Raw genomic sequence first — 16,062 nt, forward strand, 5'->3', positions numbered from 1 at the left:
CTTTTTACATACTTTTATTTTATATGATTTTGAAATATTTGATTAAAAGGTTAAATTATGGAAGAGAATTACAGAATTGAAAAAGATTTTTTAGGTGAAAAAAAGATTGATGTTCACAGCTACTATGGGATACAAACATTAAGAGCAAAAGAGAATTTTGATATTACAAAAACAAGTATATCACTATTTCCAAACTTTATAAAATCCCTTGCAAAAGTTAAAAAAGCTTGTGCTTTAACAAACTATGAATTAGGAGATTTAAATGATAAGCAAAGAGATGCAATAATCCAAGCTTGTAATGAGATTATTGATGGAAAGTTTAATGACCAATTTATAGTTGACCCAATTCAAGGGGGAGCTGGAACTTCTACAAATATGAATGCAAATGAAGTTATTGCAAATAGAGCATTAGAGATTTTAGGTGAAAAAAGAAGTAGTTATGATGTTATTCATCCAAACAATCATGTAAATATGTCTCAATCTACAAATGATGTTTATCCAACTGCTATTAAAATTACACTTTATGAGTTAATTTATAAGTTAAAAGATTCACTTAGATACTTAAGAGATGCTTTTGAACAAAAAGCAGTAGAGTTTAAAGATGTACTAAAAATGGGAAGAACTCAGCTTCAAGACGCAGTACCTATGACTTTAGGTCAAGAGTTTAAAACCTTTGCAATTATGGTTGATGAGGATATTTATAGATTAAGAGATGCCCAAGCTTTATTAAAAGAGGTAAATCTTGGAGCTACTGCTATTGGTACTGGAATTAATACTAAAAAAGAGTATAGAAGAAAGGTTATAAATAACCTAAGAGAAGTAACTGGAATAGATTATGAAAGTGCAGGGGACTTAATAGAAGCTACACAAGATACAGGAGCTTTTGTTCATATCTCAGGAATTTTAAAAAGAGTTGCTATTAAAATCTCTAAAATTTGTAATGACTTAAGACTTTTAAGTAGTGGTCCTAGAGCTGGTTTAAATGAGATTAACCTTCCACCAATGCAACCAGGAAGTTCAATCATGCCAGGAAAAGTAAATCCAGTAATTCCAGAAGTTGTAAATCAAGTAGCTTTTGAAGTAATCGGAGCTGATGCTACTATTTCTATTGCTTGTGAAGGTGGACAGTTGCAACTAAATGTATTTGAGCCATTAGTTGCTTATAAACTTTTCACTTCTATTAATATGATGAGAAGGTCTTTTTATTCACTTGCAGAAAAATGTATAAAAGGAATTACAGCAAATGAAGATGTTTGTATGGAAAATATCTTAAACTCAGTTACTTTAGTAACTTGCTTAAATCCTATCTTAGGATATGAAAAAAGTTCAGCCTTAGCAAAAGAAGCACTAGCAACAAATAAAAGAGTATATGATATTATTCTAGAGCAAGAACTATTTACAAAAGAAGAGTTAGATGAACTTCTTCACCCAAAAAATATGGTAAGCAATTATGAAGGAAATTAATATATGAAAATTACAATTATAAATACAGGTGGAACTTTTAATAAAAGATATAACCCTTTAAAAGGTGAGCTTGAAGTACCAAGTGATAATATAGCTTTAGATGAAATTTTAGAATCTTGTTTTAATATAGATTTTGAAATCAAAAATATTATTTCTAAAGATAGTTTAGAAATAGACAATGATGATAGAGATATGATGATTGAAGCTATAAATAAATCTGAGAATGAAAAAATAATCATAGTTCACGGAACAGATACTATTGATATTACAGCACAATATTTAGAGAATAAAGATTTAAATAAACAAATCGTTTTAACAGGGGCAATGGTACCTATGAGTATCAAAAAAGTTGAAGCTACGATGAACTTCTCGCAAGCTATTGGCTTTTTAAACGCAGATATAAAAAATGGTGTTTATATCTCTATGCATGGTTCTGTTGTATCTCATGCAAATATCAAAAAAGACAGACAAAAAGGTCAGTTTTTAATAAATCAATAAGAGTTAACTCTTATTGATTTGTAGGGTCTACGAAAGTTCTTCCTGATAATTCTTTATCAATTGTATAAAGTCCGTATCCATTATCTCCCACTAATTTAATATGGTCAATAATAGCACTTACAGTTGCTTCTTCTTCAACTTGTTCAGTTACATACCATTGTAATAAATTATAAGTAGCATGGTCTTTTTCTTTCATTGCTAAATCTGATAGGTTATTTAAATTCTTAGTCATCTTTTGTTCATGTGCTAATGATTTTTTAAATACATCTAAAAGTGATTTATACTCAACTGATACTTCTTCAATTTTTGGAAGTTTAATCTCTACATCTTGATCTTCAAGATATTTAAAAAGTTTCATTCCATGAGCAACTTCTTCTTGGTATTGAATTAAAAACCAGTTTGAAGCACCATTGAACCCTTGTTTTGAACAATAAGCACTCATACCTAAGTAAATATAAGCAGAGTGGTACTCTTTATTTAGTTGTTCTATTAAAGATTTTTGTAATTCTTTACTAATCATAAATTTCTCCTTTAGTGTAAAAACTCATTATAGCCAAAGCAATTTAAATAAAATTTATTAATTTCAGTTTGATTATGAGAAAATATAAATAATAAAAAACAAAGAGTTGAAATGAAGTTAAAAAATGAGAAAGAAATACTATTTTTAATACGTTATGCCCTACCTATCTTCACATTATTTGTAACTTTCTTAATTTCAATATTTTTATATTTTGAAAATAAAGCTAATTTTCAAAAAATCAAAAAAGACACAAAAGAAAACTATATAAAAGAACATAAACTAATAGTAAAAGAGCAAGTTGAAAATGTTTATAGTTATATTTTAGAAGAACAAAAATATACAGAATCTCAATTAAAAGAGTCTTTAAAAAATAAAGTTGAAGAAGCACATAAAATTATCGTAAATATTTATGAGAAATATAAAGATACTCACACAAAAGAAGAGATAAAAGAGATTATAAAAACTGTAATTTATAAAATGAGATTTAACAATGATAGAGGATACTTTTTTATAAACAATAAGCAAGGATATAATCTTATTCATCCTTTACTTCCTTTTTTAGAAGGCAAATATCTTTTAGATTCACAAGATACAAAAGGAAAGTATTTTGCAAGGAAAGTATTAGAGATTTTAGATAAAAATGATGGTGGCTTTGACCAATGGTACTGGAGAAAAACTAAAGAAGATAAAAAAGAGTATAAAAAAATAGGATATGTTAAAAATATCTATGAACTTGACTGGTTGATTGGTACAGGTGAGTATGTAGAGGACTTTGAAAAAGATATTCAGAAGAAAGTTTTAGCTCAAATTGACAAGTTTAAATTTTCGAAAAATGGATACTTTGTTGTTTTTGATAAAGATGACAAGTATTTACAGCATCCTAAAAAAGAGCTTTTAGGTAAAAGTGTGTCTTCAAAAGTTGATACAATGAATAAAGTTAATATTGTGGAAAAAACAAGGGAACTTACTTCTTTGGGCGGAGGTTTTATTACTTTGAATTTTCCAAAACCAAATACAACAAAAGCTTTTACTAAAATCTCATATGTAAAAGAAATTCCTAAATGGAATTGGATTATAAGTACTGGTTTTTATCTTGATGATTTAAATAAAGAGTTAGAGAAAAAAGAGTTAGAAATGACTCAGAATTTCAATGAAAACACAAAAAAAATATTTATTATTGCAATTGTATTTAGTTTAGTTTTATTAATTATTTCTTTTTATATTTCTTTAGTTATAGAAAAAAGATTTAAGAAATACAAAAAAGATATTGAGAAGCATGTTGATGAAAATAAAAGACAGTATGAACTACTTTCACAACAATCAAAATTAGCTTCAATGGGTGAAATGATGGAGAATATTGCCCATCAATGGAGACAGCCTTTATCCTTAATCACTACAGCAGCAACTTCTATTAGTTTCCAAAAGGAAATAGGTGTTTTAAGTGATGAGATATTAAAAGATTCTGTTGATACTATCAATAATTCAGCAAATCATTTATCTGATACCATAGAGGATTTTAGAGGATTTTTTAGAGCAAATAAAGAGATATCAAAATTTACTCTTTCTTCAAGTTTAGATAAAACATTTAAACTTTTATCTTCTCATTTAGAGAAAAAAGATATTGAAGTTGTAAAAAATATTGAGTTTATTGAATTGGAAAATTATGAAAGAGAACTTCTTCAAGTTCTTCTAAATATACTAAATAATGCAAAAGATGCTTTAGAAGAAAAAGATGGTTATAGAGCTATTTTTATAGATATCTATACAAAAGAAGAATTTGCAATAATCGAGATAAAAGATAATGCTGGTGGTATTGATGAAAGTATAAAAAATAAAGTATTTGAACCTCATTTTACTACTAAAGGTGAAGTAAAAGGTACAGGTTTAGGTCTTTATATGTCAAAGCAAATTATAGAAAGAAATATAAAAGGTTCATTGAGTGTAGAGAATGTACAGTTTACACATAATGATATTTTAGAAAATGGAGCGAAGTTTACAATTAAAATTCCTAAATAAATTAATCTTTTTATTTAAAAGTAACATAACTATATTTTAGGTAAAATGCCCAAAAAATTAAATTTAGGATATTTTATAATGGCAATTTATACATGTGGACATACAACTCCTGATTCAGATTCTATCTGTTCAGCGATTTCATTAGCATACCTTTTAAATAAAACTGGAAGAGAAGCAATTCCAGCTAGACAAGGACCAGTTTCTCCTGAAACTCAATTTATTTTAGATAGATTTGGTTTTGAAGCACCAGAGCTTAAAACTGAATTTGCTGGATGTGAATTATTTATTACTGATTATTCTGATAGAGGTCAAGCTCCAAAAGATATTGATGAAGCTACAGTTGTTGGTATTGTAGACCACCACAAATTAGGTGATATTGAAACTTCAACTCCATTAGAGTGTTGGATTAGACCTGTTGGTTGTACAAACACAATCGTAAAAGAAATGTATGACTATCACAAAGTAGAAATTCCTGCAAATATTGCTGGTGTTATGTTATGTGCAATTTTAAGTGATACAGTTATCTTTAAATCACCAACTTGTACTCCAAAAGATATCGAAATAGTTAGAGAGTTAGCTGAGATTGCTGGTGTTGAAGACTTCGGTGCACTTGGTATGGAAATGTTCAAAGTTAAATCAGCTGTTGAGGGTGTTCCAGTTAGAGAATTAATTTTAAGAGATTACAAACCATTTGATATGCATGGAAATGCAGTTGGAATTGGTCAGTTAGAAGTTATTGATTTAGCTATTTTTGATGGAATCAAAGCTGAATTACAAGCAGATTTAGATGCTTTAAGAGAAGAGAATAACTTACATACAGCATGTTTAATCTTAACTGATATTATGAAAGAAGGTTCTGAAGTATTAGTTTCTTCAACTGATTCATCAATTTTTGAAAAAGCATTTGATGTTAAATTAGTTGATGGAAAAGTTTGGTTAGACGGTTGTCTATCTAGAAAAAAACAAATCATTCCTTTCTTACAACCTGCATTTGCATAAATAATAAGATAGCTTTTGCTATCTTATTAAATTTCTTGAAATAAAATATAAAATGAATCTTGCCTTATTTAAAAATGAGAAACTACCCTTTATAGAACTTAGGTATGTAAAAAATATACCTGCGTGTACAAAAATACATTTACATGAAGAACTAACTCTTACTATAATAAAAGAAGGCTCACTAAAAATCATCTTTAATGAAGATTCTTTTGATTTACTTCCTAATGAAGTTGTACTTATAAATGAACAAGTTCCTCACTGTGCAACAATAAATAAAAAATCATATGATGGGTATGTTTTATACTTAGATAAGAAATTTCTTTTAAAAAATCATCTACAATATTCTTTACCTTACACCTTACTACAAAATAAAACTATTTACACTGAATTTTTATTATTATGTAATTGTTTACTTGATGAAAAATGTATTGATTTAGAAAAAGAAGAAAAACTATTTAACTTTTGTTTTTTAATATTTTCATTAGATAAAAAAGATTTTTTATTTGAAAAAAAAGAACAAAAGTTAGCTAATGAAATAAAAGATTATTTAGATATAAACTATTTAGAGAATTTTTCTTTAGAAGAACTTTCTTTAGAGTTTGAACTTAGTATTGTTCATTTAATTCGAGTATTTAAAAACCAATTTGGTTTACCTCTTCATTCATATATTTTAAATAAAAAAGTACATAAAGCAAAAGATTTACTTACTACTAATCTTTCGATATCTCAAGTTGCACAAGATAGTGGTTTTTTTGATCAAAGCCATTTAAATAGAAACTTTAAAAGAGTTTTTCAAATTACACCAAAAGAGTATCAAAAAAATATTTCTTCAAAATGTTAATTTTGTACAAGATTTAATCTTTTCTCATAGCTATAATTTCTAAAATTTTAAAAGGAGTTTCTTATGAGTATACATATTATAAAACAAGTTATCTCATTTTATTTCCTCTTCCTCAAAACTTTCTAAAATCAAAATATACAAAAACAAATCAAAAACAAAAATTATAATGGAGTAAACTATGAGTTTCAAAAAATATCAACAATATCCAAATATTAAAGATTTTAAAAGAGAGTGGGCAGATAAAACTATAATTAAAGCACCAATTTATTGTAGTGTAGATTTAAGGGATGGCAATCAAGCTTTAATAAATCCATTAACTGTCGAAGAAAAACTAGAGTATTTTAAAACTTTAGTGAAAATAGGATTTAAACAAATAGAGGTTAGTTATCCAAGTGCTAGTCAAACAGATTTTTCTTTTACCCAAAAATTAATAAAGGAAGATTTAGTTCCAGATGATGTATCTATTCAAGTATTAATTCCTGCAAAAAAGGAGTGGATTAAAAAAAGTGTTGAAGCCATGATGAATGTCAAAAATGGAATTTTTCATTTATATAATCCAACAAATAAATTTCAAAGAAGAGTTGTATTTCAAAAAAGTGATGATGAAATAATACAAATGGCAGTTGAATCTATGAAATATTTAGTTGAACTTACACGAGATTTTAAAGGAAATGTAACTTATCAATATTCCCCTGAAAGTTTTTCTCAAACAGATTTAGAGTTTGCTGTTAAAATTTGTAATGAAGTTATAGATGTTGTAAAACCGACAATTGAGAAGAAAATGATAATTAATTTACCAAATACTCTTGAGGCTTGTACTCCAAATATTTATGCAGATAGAATAGAGTGGATGTGTAAAAATTTAAAAAATAGAGATGCTTTAATTATTAGTATTCATCCTCATAATGATAGAGGAACCTCTGTTGCAAGTGCAGAATTAGCAATACTTGCTGGTGCAGATAAAATAGAAGGAACATTATTTGGAAATGGAGAGCGAGCGGGGAATTTAGACTTAATAAATTTTGCTTTTAACATTTATTCGCAAGGAATTGACCCAAAACTTGATTTATCAATAATTGATGAAGTAAAAGTTATGTATGAAGAGAAAACAAAATTAAAAGTGCATCCAAGACACCCTTTTGTTGGAGATATGATATTCACAGCTTTTAGTGGTGGACATCAAGATGCTATTAAAAAAGGAATAGATTTTTATAGAAAATCAAATGCTCAAAATTGGAATGTACCATATTTGCCAATTGACCCAAAAGACATTAAAAGAGGATATGAAAATGTAATAAGAGTAAATTCTCAATCAGGGAAAGGTGGAATAAGCTTTATTTTAAGTGAGTTTTTAGGTGTAAATCTAAATAAAAATGAAGCTATAGAGTTTGGTTTAATTGTAAAAAATGAGTCAGATAAATTAAAAAGAGAGTTAGAAAAAGAAGAAATTATACAATTATATAAAAAACTAAATAGTTAAAAGTAAGTTAAAAAACTTACTTTTAGACTCTATTTATATTCTATTTTACCTTGACTTGCAAGTAGGGCTCCACAAAGTTGATATAAAATTCTTGCCCCAACATTTGCATCCCATTCATCATCACTAGTTCCAACTTCACATAAATCAAAACCTATGATATTTCTACCACTTTTTACAACCATAAAAATTAAGTGTTCTAATTCGCTATATCTTAAACCACCTGGTACGGGAGTTCCTGTATTTGGACAGTTTAGTGGCTCTAATCCATCAATATCGATTGATAAGTAAACATTTTGTGGAAGTTTTTCAATATATGGAGTAAAAACCTCTTCTAGTGTTTTCCCTGAAGCTAATTGTTGTTGCATATTTGAGTCATACAAACAAGCCCCTCTTTGAGCATAATCAATCATTCTTTGCTCTTCTTCACTACTATAATCTCTAATTCCAAACTGAACTAATTGTGAGATTTTTTCACACTCATTTAGTGCGTTATAAAAAATTGAAGCATGTGAGTAAGTAAAGTCTTCATAGGCTTGCCTTAAATCGTGGTGGGCATCTACATGTAAAACTCCAAACTCTTCATCTTGTGTATCATTTAATGCTTTTAAAAGTCCAAGAGGACAAGAGTGATCTCCTCCAACAACAGCTACAGCTTTTCCTTTTTTTAGTTGTTTCATTGCTTTTTTATAAACAGCGTCATTTAAAATATCAGAAGCTTCATTTACAAACTTGATAGCTTTTTTATTTTTGCTTCCATTTTCTAAAGCTTCGATTGCTTTAACAGCTTTTTTTCTAGCTTTATTACTTAATTTTAATAAATCCTTATCAGTTTCAAGCATAGCAATTCCAGCAGTATAAGGCTTGATATAATGATAAGTTTCAACATCTAGTTGATGACTTGAAACTCTTATGGCATCAGGAGCATGTGCTGTTCCCTCACCAAATGAAACTGTTGCTTCCCAAGGAACAGGAATTAGAACTAAACTAGCTTCCTTTGGATTTAATCTTCCTCCAATAAAACCATCACCTTCTTGTGGAGGTAATCCTTGTTCTAATATTTCTATTTCTTGTTCTAGTGTTCTATATGACATTAGTTTTCCTAAGTTAAAGTAAATTTTATTGCTAATTATATACAAAGAAAGTCAATAAAAAAGTAAAATTGTTTTATTTAAGTATTTTATGATTAATATCTTAAGTTCAAAACAGATAAAATCCAATTTTTAAATTGAGTAGGTGAATTAAGAAATTCACGGGAAATAGGTGAAAATCCTATACTGCCCCCGCAGCGGTAATATGTGCATGAAATACATGTAAAAGTTCTAATCCACTGTCATTTATGATGGGAAGGAAACTTTGCTTTAAAAAAGTTCATTAAGTCCGAAGACCGACCTAGTTAATTAAAATGCAAATATCAGGCGGGGTGACCTGAAAGTAAGCATGTATTCATACTTCTTTTTAGACATTTTACTGTTTAACCCTAAATGATTCTTGTATTAATAAAAGTATTAATAGGAAGTTTCATGCAAAAACTAAAAGTTTTTTTAGTTTTTTTCTTCTTTGTTTTTAGTGTGTTATCTCTAAATGCAAAAGAAAAAACTATATTCTCTATCGTATCAGATAGGTCTGTTTCAAGTTTAAATCAAGGTGCAATTCATTACTTAAAAAACTCAAATGATAAAATTGCTATTAGAACAGAGTCACAGGTTTTAAATATGACTCAAATGCAATTACAAGAGTTAGTTTCAAATGCAAATACTGTTTTATATGTTGCTGTATTTGGAGAGTTAGTTGAAAGATTAATATCTTTAGACTATAAAAAAGAGCAAACAGTTTTAGCCTTACAAGGCGATAGAAGACTAATAACTTTAAATCAAGATATTTCAAATGCAAATTATAAAAATCTACCTTCAAGTCTTTTATCAAAAAAAGATTTTAAAAATTCATATGAAAAAGCTTTAAAACAAAAGCAAAAAGAGTTTCCTTCATATGCTTGGTATTTACAAGCTAGAGCTTATTGGGATAATAGAGGTGTTGAAAACAGTTTGAATTTATTTAAATTTTTATCTTTAAATACAAATGATAGTTCAACATGGCCTAAGTTTAAAGAGTTAAAACAAATAAGATATTTCTTGAATTCTGATAATTCAACAGCTTTTACAGATGTGAAGCAGTTAATAAAAAAAATTGATTTCTCAAAAGATATTCTTTTTATCTTAGATAATGACAAGGCAGATAATACTTCTTGGCAAATACATAAAGCAATAAACGAAAATTCAAATTTACAAACTATTTCTATTTTAAGCTCATGGGGAGAACCTAGTAAAATCGCAGTAAAAAGTATAAAAGATATTGTACATAATTTAAAAGAAAATCAAAGTTTTTCAATAATCTCTTTACATGATTTTGTAATTGGTGCAGGTGAGGGAAGAAGTGAAGTTTTAAAAGAGTTTGAAGAGTTAAATGTACCTATTTTGAAAGCAATTAAGGTTTTAGATTCTACTGCTTTATCATATAAACTTTCATCTCAAGGTTTAGATAAAAACTCTATTCATTATAGAATCTCTATGCCTGAACTTCAAGGAATAGGTCAAAGCCATGTGGTTGCTATAAATGATTTAGCTTCTAAAGATGAGTTAACTGGTGCAAATATTTTTCAATTAAAGCTTTTAGATGAACAAATAAAAAACATAGTTAATAAAGCTAAAAAATGGATGCTTTTAACTAAAAAAAACAATAAAGATAAAAAAATTGCAATAATATATTATAACCATCCTCCTGGACGTCACAATATCGGAGCAGATAACTTAAATGTTCCTACAACACTTTTTGAAATGTTAAAGAGTCTAAAAAAGCAAGGTTATCAAGTAGGAGAACTTCCAGCTTCACATGAGGATTTATTAGATGTTCTTCAAGAAAGGGCAGTAAACCTTCCAAATGATAAAAAAGCTTTAAAAGAGCAAAGTGAAAAAATAGAAAAACTAAGTTTACAAGAGTATAAAAACTATTTTGAAACACTGCCAAAAGATATACAAGGTGAGATGACAAAAGGACCTTTAGAAGCATTACATATAAAAATAGTAGAGTTTTTACAAAAAGAATCTACAAATATAAATAGTTTACAAAAGCAAAAGATATATACCTCTTTAAGTGACTATGTTTCAAAAACTATGGATAATCTTCATCATGCTCTTGATGGAGTTAGAAGTAAAAGTAGACAAAGGGCTATTAATCTTTTGGAGCAATTAAAAGTAGAGTATAAGACTATTTTAGAAAATGCAAAAGAGAATAAAAACTATAGTTTAAAAAATGCAAATGATTTAAAAAATGCAATTATAAATTTACAAATTGAAGGTATAAAAGGTTGGGGTGAACTTCCTGGTGTTGTAATGACTTGGAATAATGAACTTCTAATTCCTTCTGTTAAGTTTGGAAATATTATATTAGCACCGCAACCTCCAAGGGGATGGGAACTAAATGAAGAGTTGCTTCATGCAAATCTTTCTTTTCCTCCTACTCATCAGTATTTAGCTTTTTATAACTATTTAAAAAATAAATTTAAAGCAGATGCTATAGTTCATGTTGGAAGACACTCTACTTATGAGTTTTTACCAAGAAAAAGTGTTGGTTTAAGTGCAAGTGATTATCCTTCTCTTATTATTGAAGATATACCAAGTATTTATCCATATATTGTTGATGGTGTAGGTGAGGGAATTCAAGCTAAAAGAAGAGGTCAAGCTATTATGATTGACCATTTAACTCCTCCACTTGCAACAACTAAACTTTATGATGATTTATTAAAATTAAGACAATTAATAGAGAGTGCAGAAGCTGCTGTTGATGATAATATTAGAAAAAGTGCAATTAAAAACTTAAAAGATTCAATTGAAAAAATGAATCTAAAAAATGAAATTATTGCAAGTATGGATGAGGAATTAAAAGTAAGAGGTATTGGTTTTGATGAGGTTGATGATGAGTTTTTACTTCATGAAGTAGGACATTATTTAACGCACTTACAAGAAGAGTTTATGCCCTTAGGTCTTCATACTTTTGGAAAAGATTGGAATAATAAAGCTATTGAAACTATGCTTAAATCAATGAGTAAAGAAGATGTTTTATCAAAAGAAACTAAAGAGAATTTAGTTGACTCTCCCAAGGCTGAAATGAACTCATTTATAAATGCTTTAAATGGTGGATTTGTAACTGCAGGAAAAGGAAATGACCCAATTAGAACAAATGAAGCCTTACCCACAGGTAGAAACTTTTATGCTATTGATGGTGGTTTAATACCTTCAAATGTTGGATATGAAGTTGGTGTAAAACTGGCTTTAAAAGCAAAGCAAAAGAAAAAAGAGTTTCTAAAAAAAGAAGCAGTAATTTTATGGGCTTCTGATACGGTAAGAGATGAAGGTGCTATGATAGCCTTTGGATTTGAGCTGTTAGGAGTAAAACCTATTTGGAATAGTAGAGGAATTGTAAAGGGCTTAAAAAGGTTATCTTTAGATGAAAGAAGACAGAAAAGATACGATATTATTTTTACAGGTTCTGGACTATTTAGAGACCTTTATGGAACACAGTTAGCACTTTTACATAAAGCAGTTCTTATGGCATTAGATGCTTCATATGATACTATTTTGAAAGATTATCCTGCTTTAACTCTATCTTTAGATAGTGCTTTAAAGCCATTAGGTGATTTAAAAGAAGGTGGAAATGAGAGTTTAGAAGTAAATGCTGTTGCTGCAAACTTTGTAAATGAATTAAGAGAACTTCTAAAGCAAAATCCAAATGCTAACTATGAAACTTTAGGAAAACAAGCTATTCAAAGAGTATTTGCTACAGCCCCTGGTGCTTATGGTGCAGGAATAAATAGGTTAGTTGAAAGATCAGGTTCTTGGGAAGATAGAAAAGAGTTAGCAAAAGTATTCATAAAAAGAATGTCTTACTCTTATAGTATTCAAGATGAACCACAAGTAGCTACACAAAGTTTTATAAGACAATTAAAAGAGGTTGAAAGTACATATCTTGGAAGAGCTAGTAACCTTTATGGTTTAATCGATAATAACGATACTTTTGATTATCTAGGTGGTTTAAATCTAGCAATAGAGTCTTTAACAAACAAACAACCAAAATCTTATGTATTAAATCATTCAAACACAAATGATTTAAAAATTGATGGTTTAGAAACAGCACTTTTAAGTGAATTAAGAGGAAGATTTTTTAATCCTCAATGGATTAAACCACTTATGAAAGAAGGTTATGCTGGAGCTAGGACTATGGGAAGTGAGTTTATAGAGTATTTATGGGGATGGCAAGTTACTAATCCAGAGATTATTAAAGATGGTGTTTGGGAAGAAGTAAAAGCTGTTTATGTAGATGATAAGCTAAATCTTGGTTTAGATGAGTTTTTATCTTCAAATCATCAAGTTCATGTACAAACAAATATTTTAGCAATTATGCTTGTTGCAATTCAAAAAGATTTTTGGCAAACAAGTGAAGAGACTAAAAAGCAGTTATCTGAAAAATTTGCACAAAATATTATAGAAAAGGGAATTCCAGGAAGTGGTCATACTCATTCAAACCATCCTATTTATGAGTTTGTAAAACAAAATATTTCAAAACAACAAGCTTTAAAACTTGCACAAAAAGTTGAAGCTTCAAGATTAGAGAAACAAGAAATTAAAAAAGATAATTATAAAGCAGTAAAAGAAATAGAGTTAAAACAGCAAGAACAAAATCAAAAAAAAGAAGTAAATAAAAGTCAAGATGAAAACAAGAACTCTCAAGAAAGTTATCTTATATATCTAATACTGGGTGCTTTACTAGTTTTATTTGCAGGTTTATTTAACTCTCTTATTTTAAATAGAAAAAAAGGAATTTAGATGTTTTCTTCAATATCATTAGGTTTAATGCATCAAATCACAAGTATACTTTTAGAACCAGTTTCTTGGGCACTTTTATTTTTTGTAGCTTTTGCAATTTATGAAGTTGGAATTACAATAGGTGAGAGAACTGTAGAAATAAAAAGATTAAAAAACAACAGTGACATTTCATATGTATTAGCTCATGCAAAAAAAAGAATTGAAAGGGCTGATTTTATTACAAGAATATCTCCAATGTTAGGGCTTATGGGAACTTTGATTCCTTTAGGTCCTGGACTTGCGGCACTTGGTGATGGAGATGTAAAAATACTTAGTACAGCAATGCTTGTAGCTTTTGATACAACGGTATTAGGTTTACTTGCAGGAATGATAGGTTTTGTAATAGCAAGGCTAAGAAGAAGATGGTATGATAATGCTTTAACTTTTATGGAAAATCAAAATGAGAAATAGATTTTCAAGTGAGCATTTTTCTAAAGAAGATGACGAGCCTTTAGGACCTTTAGCAAATCTTGTTGATATTATTTTGGTTTTTGCTTGTGGGTTAATAGCTGCTCTTGTTGCAATAAACCCAAACTTGCAAGAGCACTTTAATGTTGAGCAAAAACAAGAGATAAAGCAAGGCAAAGAGTTAGCAAATATTCCTAAAGATTTACAAAATAATGAAGCTTCAAATAATGGTTATGAATCTTTAGGGCAAGTTTATAAAGACCCTAAAACAGGAAAATTGATATTAATAAGTGAATAAAAGAGTCTATTTTGAGTGAGCCTTTAAAAAATGTATATACAAAAGAGTATATAAAAAATCTAGCAAATGAAATAAAAGTTTTTTATAAGGATTTTGATGAAAAATCTTTTGAAGCTTCTATTTTTGATAAAACATGGAATAGTTTAGAATTAAAAGATAGAATGAGACATATAGCTTTATGTCTTCATGCTTATCTACCTCTTTCTTATATGGAACAACTTGAGGTTTTAAAGCCAGCTTCAAAAAAATTCACTAGCTTTGAAGCTATGTTTTTTCAAGACTTTGTTGGTGTTTTTGGTTTGGATTATTTTGATGAATCAATGAAGGCTTTAGAGGTTTTTACTATTGATAGTAGTAGTGAGTTTGCAATTAGAGAGTTTATCTTAAAATATGAAGATAAAACTATGAAGCAGATGAAACTTTGGGCTAAATCACCAAATGAACATATAAGAAGACTATCTTGTGAAGGGTGTCGTCCTAGACTTCCTTGGGCAATAGCTCTTCCAAAGTTTAAAAAAGAGCCTTCAAAAGTTTTAGAGATAATTGAACTTCTTAAAAATGATGAGAGCAAGTATGTTCAAAAAAGCCTTGCAAATAATCTAAATGACATCTCAAAAGATAATCCAAAAATAGTAATAGATTTTGTTTCTAAAAATCTTGGGATCTCAAAAGATTTAGATTGGATATGTAAACATGCAAGTAGAACCCTTCTTAAAAAAGGTGATGTAGAAATACTAAAACTTTTTGATTATGGAACTACTTCTCATATTGATATTAGAAATTTTCAGTATGATTCTTCTGTAAATCTTGGAGAAGATTTTACTTTTTCTTTTGATTTAAATAGTTTAAAAACTTTAGGAAATTTAAGAGTTGAGTATGCTATTTATTATAAAAAAGCAAACAGTACAAACTCTAAAAAAGTTTTTATGATAAGTCAAAATGAACATAAAACAAAAAATAAAAGTTTTATAAAAAAACTAAGTTTTAAAGACTTAACAACAAGGAAACACTATTTAGGAGAGCATTTTGTCTCTATTATTTTAAATGGTGAAGAGAAAATAAAAAGGAGTTTCATTTTAAATGACACCAGCAATTAATCTACTTAAAAAAAATAAATGTGAATTTAAAATACATAAGTATGACCATGACCCCGCTTGTGAAAACTATGGAGAAGAAGCAGCACAAAAACTAGGTTTAGATGAAAATCAAGTTTATAAAACACTTTTAGTTGAATTATCACCAAAAGAGTTAGCTGTTGCTGTTTTACCTGTGGCAAATCAACTGAGTTTAAAAGAAGTTGCAACAGCTTTTAAATCAAAAAAAGCTGTAATGGCAAATAAACAAGAAGCACAAAAAGTAACAGGATATTTACTTGGAGGAATCTCTCCTTTAGGTCAGAAAAAAAGACTTAAAACTGTTCTTGATGAGAGTGCAAAAAACTATGATACTATCTTTGTAAGTGGTGGTAAAAGAGGTTTAGATATTGAGGTTAAACCAGAAGATTTAATAAAGCTATTAAATGCAAGTTACTATAAGGTTACATCATAGTAAGAAATATATTATTAGCTTATAAAAAATCTAATATTTTAATAATCTCTTAACATTTAAAGAGTAAGATATTAT

Annotated in this window: 13 protein-coding genes and 1 riboswitch; of the genes, 11 read left to right on the plus strand and 2 right to left on the minus strand. The window is 28.3% G+C overall.

Features of this window, described 5'->3' with window-relative positions; all coding sequences use genetic code 11:
• Positions 1–57: 57 nt before the first annotated feature.
• On the plus strand, positions 58–1,464 hold the full coding sequence (aspA, locus tag ACH5BF_RS11715) for an aspartate ammonia-lyase (RefSeq protein ID WP_423274423.1): 1,407 nt from the start codon (positions 58–60) through the stop codon (positions 1,462–1,464).
• A 3-nt stretch (positions 1,465–1,467) separates the two neighbouring features.
• A complete protein-coding gene (locus ACH5BF_RS11720; protein ID WP_423274424.1) occupies positions 1,468–1,962 on the plus strand; it encodes an asparaginase domain-containing protein in 495 nt (164 codons plus the stop codon).
• Positions 1,963–1,972: 10 nt separating this feature from the next.
• Here ACH5BF_RS11720 and ACH5BF_RS11725 read toward each other — a convergent pair whose 3' ends face one another.
• Positions 1,973–2,482: a ferritin gene (locus tag ACH5BF_RS11725; RefSeq protein ID WP_423274425.1), complete on the minus strand. Its 510-nt coding sequence runs from the start codon at positions 2,480–2,482 to the stop codon at positions 1,973–1,975.
• Positions 2,483–2,593: 111 nt separating this feature from the next.
• Here ACH5BF_RS11725 and ACH5BF_RS11730 point away from each other — a divergent pair, with 111 nt between their 5' ends.
• The 4 genes from ACH5BF_RS11730 to ACH5BF_RS11745 all read left to right on the plus strand — a co-directional run bounded on the left by ACH5BF_RS11730 (position 2,594) and on the right by ACH5BF_RS11745 (position 7,818).
• Positions 2,594–4,498: a sensor histidine kinase gene (locus ACH5BF_RS11730; protein ID WP_423274426.1), complete on the plus strand. Its 1,905-nt coding sequence runs from the start codon at positions 2,594–2,596 to the stop codon at positions 4,496–4,498.
• Positions 4,499–4,576: 78 nt separating this feature from the next.
• On the plus strand, positions 4,577–5,497 hold the full coding sequence (locus tag ACH5BF_RS11735) for a manganese-dependent inorganic pyrophosphatase (RefSeq protein WP_423274427.1): 921 nt from the start codon (positions 4,577–4,579) through the stop codon (positions 5,495–5,497).
• Between the two features lie 52 nt (positions 5,498–5,549).
• A complete protein-coding gene (locus tag ACH5BF_RS11740; protein WP_423274428.1) occupies positions 5,550–6,338 on the plus strand; it encodes an AraC family transcriptional regulator in 789 nt (262 codons plus the stop codon).
• 178 nt (positions 6,339–6,516) lie between these two features.
• A complete protein-coding gene (locus ACH5BF_RS11745; RefSeq protein WP_423274429.1) occupies positions 6,517–7,818 on the plus strand; it encodes a 2-isopropylmalate synthase in 1,302 nt (433 codons plus the stop codon).
• 29 nt (positions 7,819–7,847) lie between these two features.
• On the opposite strand, the gene ACH5BF_RS11750 is transcribed toward ACH5BF_RS11745, so the two are convergent.
• Complete coding sequence (locus tag ACH5BF_RS11750; protein WP_423274430.1) at positions 7,848–8,909, minus strand: agmatinase family protein; 1,062 nt, start codon at positions 8,907–8,909, stop codon at positions 7,848–7,850.
• A 123-nt stretch (positions 8,910–9,032) separates the two neighbouring features.
• Positions 9,033–9,225, plus strand: a riboswitch (cobalamin riboswitch).
• Positions 9,226–9,338: 113 nt separating this feature from the next.
• Here ACH5BF_RS11750 and ACH5BF_RS11755 point away from each other — a divergent pair.
• The 5 genes from ACH5BF_RS11755 to ybaK are packed head-to-tail and all read left to right on the plus strand — an operon-like array spanning position 9,339 to position 15,987.
• Positions 9,339–13,694: a cobaltochelatase subunit CobN gene (locus tag ACH5BF_RS11755; RefSeq protein WP_423274431.1), complete on the plus strand. Its 4,356-nt coding sequence runs from the start codon at positions 9,339–9,341 to the stop codon at positions 13,692–13,694.
• Entirely contained in the window at positions 13,695–14,144 is a 450-nt protein-coding gene (locus tag ACH5BF_RS11760; RefSeq protein ID WP_423274432.1) for a MotA/TolQ/ExbB proton channel family protein, read from the plus strand.
• Positions 14,134–14,439, plus strand: coding sequence for a DUF2149 domain-containing protein (locus tag ACH5BF_RS11765; RefSeq protein ID WP_423274433.1), 306 nt, complete (start codon positions 14,134–14,136; stop codon positions 14,437–14,439). Before ACH5BF_RS11760 ends, ACH5BF_RS11765 begins: the two co-directional genes overlap by 11 nt.
• A gap of 11 nt (positions 14,440–14,450) precedes the next feature.
• The gene (locus ACH5BF_RS11770; protein ID WP_423274434.1) at positions 14,451–15,536 is read left to right on the plus strand and encodes a DNA alkylation repair protein; all 1,086 of its coding nucleotides are present in this window, start codon (positions 14,451–14,453) and stop codon (positions 15,534–15,536) included.
• Positions 15,520–15,987 (plus strand): Cys-tRNA(Pro) deacylase, encoded by a 468-nt coding sequence (ybaK, locus tag ACH5BF_RS11775; protein WP_423274435.1) that lies wholly within the window; start codon positions 15,520–15,522, stop codon positions 15,985–15,987. The genes ACH5BF_RS11770 and ybaK overlap by 17 nt, the downstream gene beginning before the upstream one ends.
• The last annotated feature ends 75 nt before the right edge of the window (positions 15,988–16,062 follow it).

Origin of the sequence: Arcobacter pernae (assembly GCF_049472135.1) — a bacterium.
Classification (GTDB): Bacteria; Campylobacterota; Campylobacteria; order Campylobacterales; family Arcobacteraceae; genus Arcobacter_B.

What these genes read in the sequence shown, in the direction of transcription:
- ACH5BF_RS11735 (WP_423274427.1), top strand. Translation starts at nt 4,577, where the DNA reads ATGGCAATTTATACATGTGGACATACAACTCCTGATTCAGATTCTATC.
- ACH5BF_RS11730 (WP_423274426.1), top strand. Translation starts at nt 2,594, where the DNA reads ATGAAGTTAAAAAATGAGAAAGAAATACTATTTTTAATACGTTATGCC.
- ACH5BF_RS11745 (WP_423274429.1), top strand. Translation starts at nt 6,517, where the DNA reads ATGAGTTTCAAAAAATATCAACAATATCCAAATATTAAAGATTTTAAA.
- aspA (WP_423274423.1), top strand. Translation starts at nt 58, where the DNA reads ATGGAAGAGAATTACAGAATTGAAAAAGATTTTTTAGGTGAAAAAAAG.
- ACH5BF_RS11765 (WP_423274433.1), top strand. Translation starts at nt 14,134, where the DNA reads ATGAGAAATAGATTTTCAAGTGAGCATTTTTCTAAAGAAGATGACGAG.
- ACH5BF_RS11740 (WP_423274428.1), top strand. Translation starts at nt 5,550, where the DNA reads ATGAATCTTGCCTTATTTAAAAATGAGAAACTACCCTTTATAGAACTT.
- ybaK (WP_423274435.1), top strand. Translation starts at nt 15,520, where the DNA reads ATGACACCAGCAATTAATCTACTTAAAAAAAATAAATGTGAATTTAAA.
- ACH5BF_RS11760 (WP_423274432.1), top strand. Translation starts at nt 13,695, where the DNA reads ATGTTTTCTTCAATATCATTAGGTTTAATGCATCAAATCACAAGTATA.
- ACH5BF_RS11720 (WP_423274424.1), top strand. Translation starts at nt 1,468, where the DNA reads ATGAAAATTACAATTATAAATACAGGTGGAACTTTTAATAAAAGATAT.
- ACH5BF_RS11750 (WP_423274430.1), bottom strand. Translation starts at nt 8,909, where the DNA reads ATGTCATATAGAACACTAGAACAAGAAATAGAAATATTAGAACAAGGA.
- ACH5BF_RS11755 (WP_423274431.1), top strand. Translation starts at nt 9,339, where the DNA reads ATGCAAAAACTAAAAGTTTTTTTAGTTTTTTTCTTCTTTGTTTTTAGT.
- ACH5BF_RS11725 (WP_423274425.1), bottom strand. Translation starts at nt 2,482, where the DNA reads ATGATTAGTAAAGAATTACAAAAATCTTTAATAGAACAACTAAATAAA.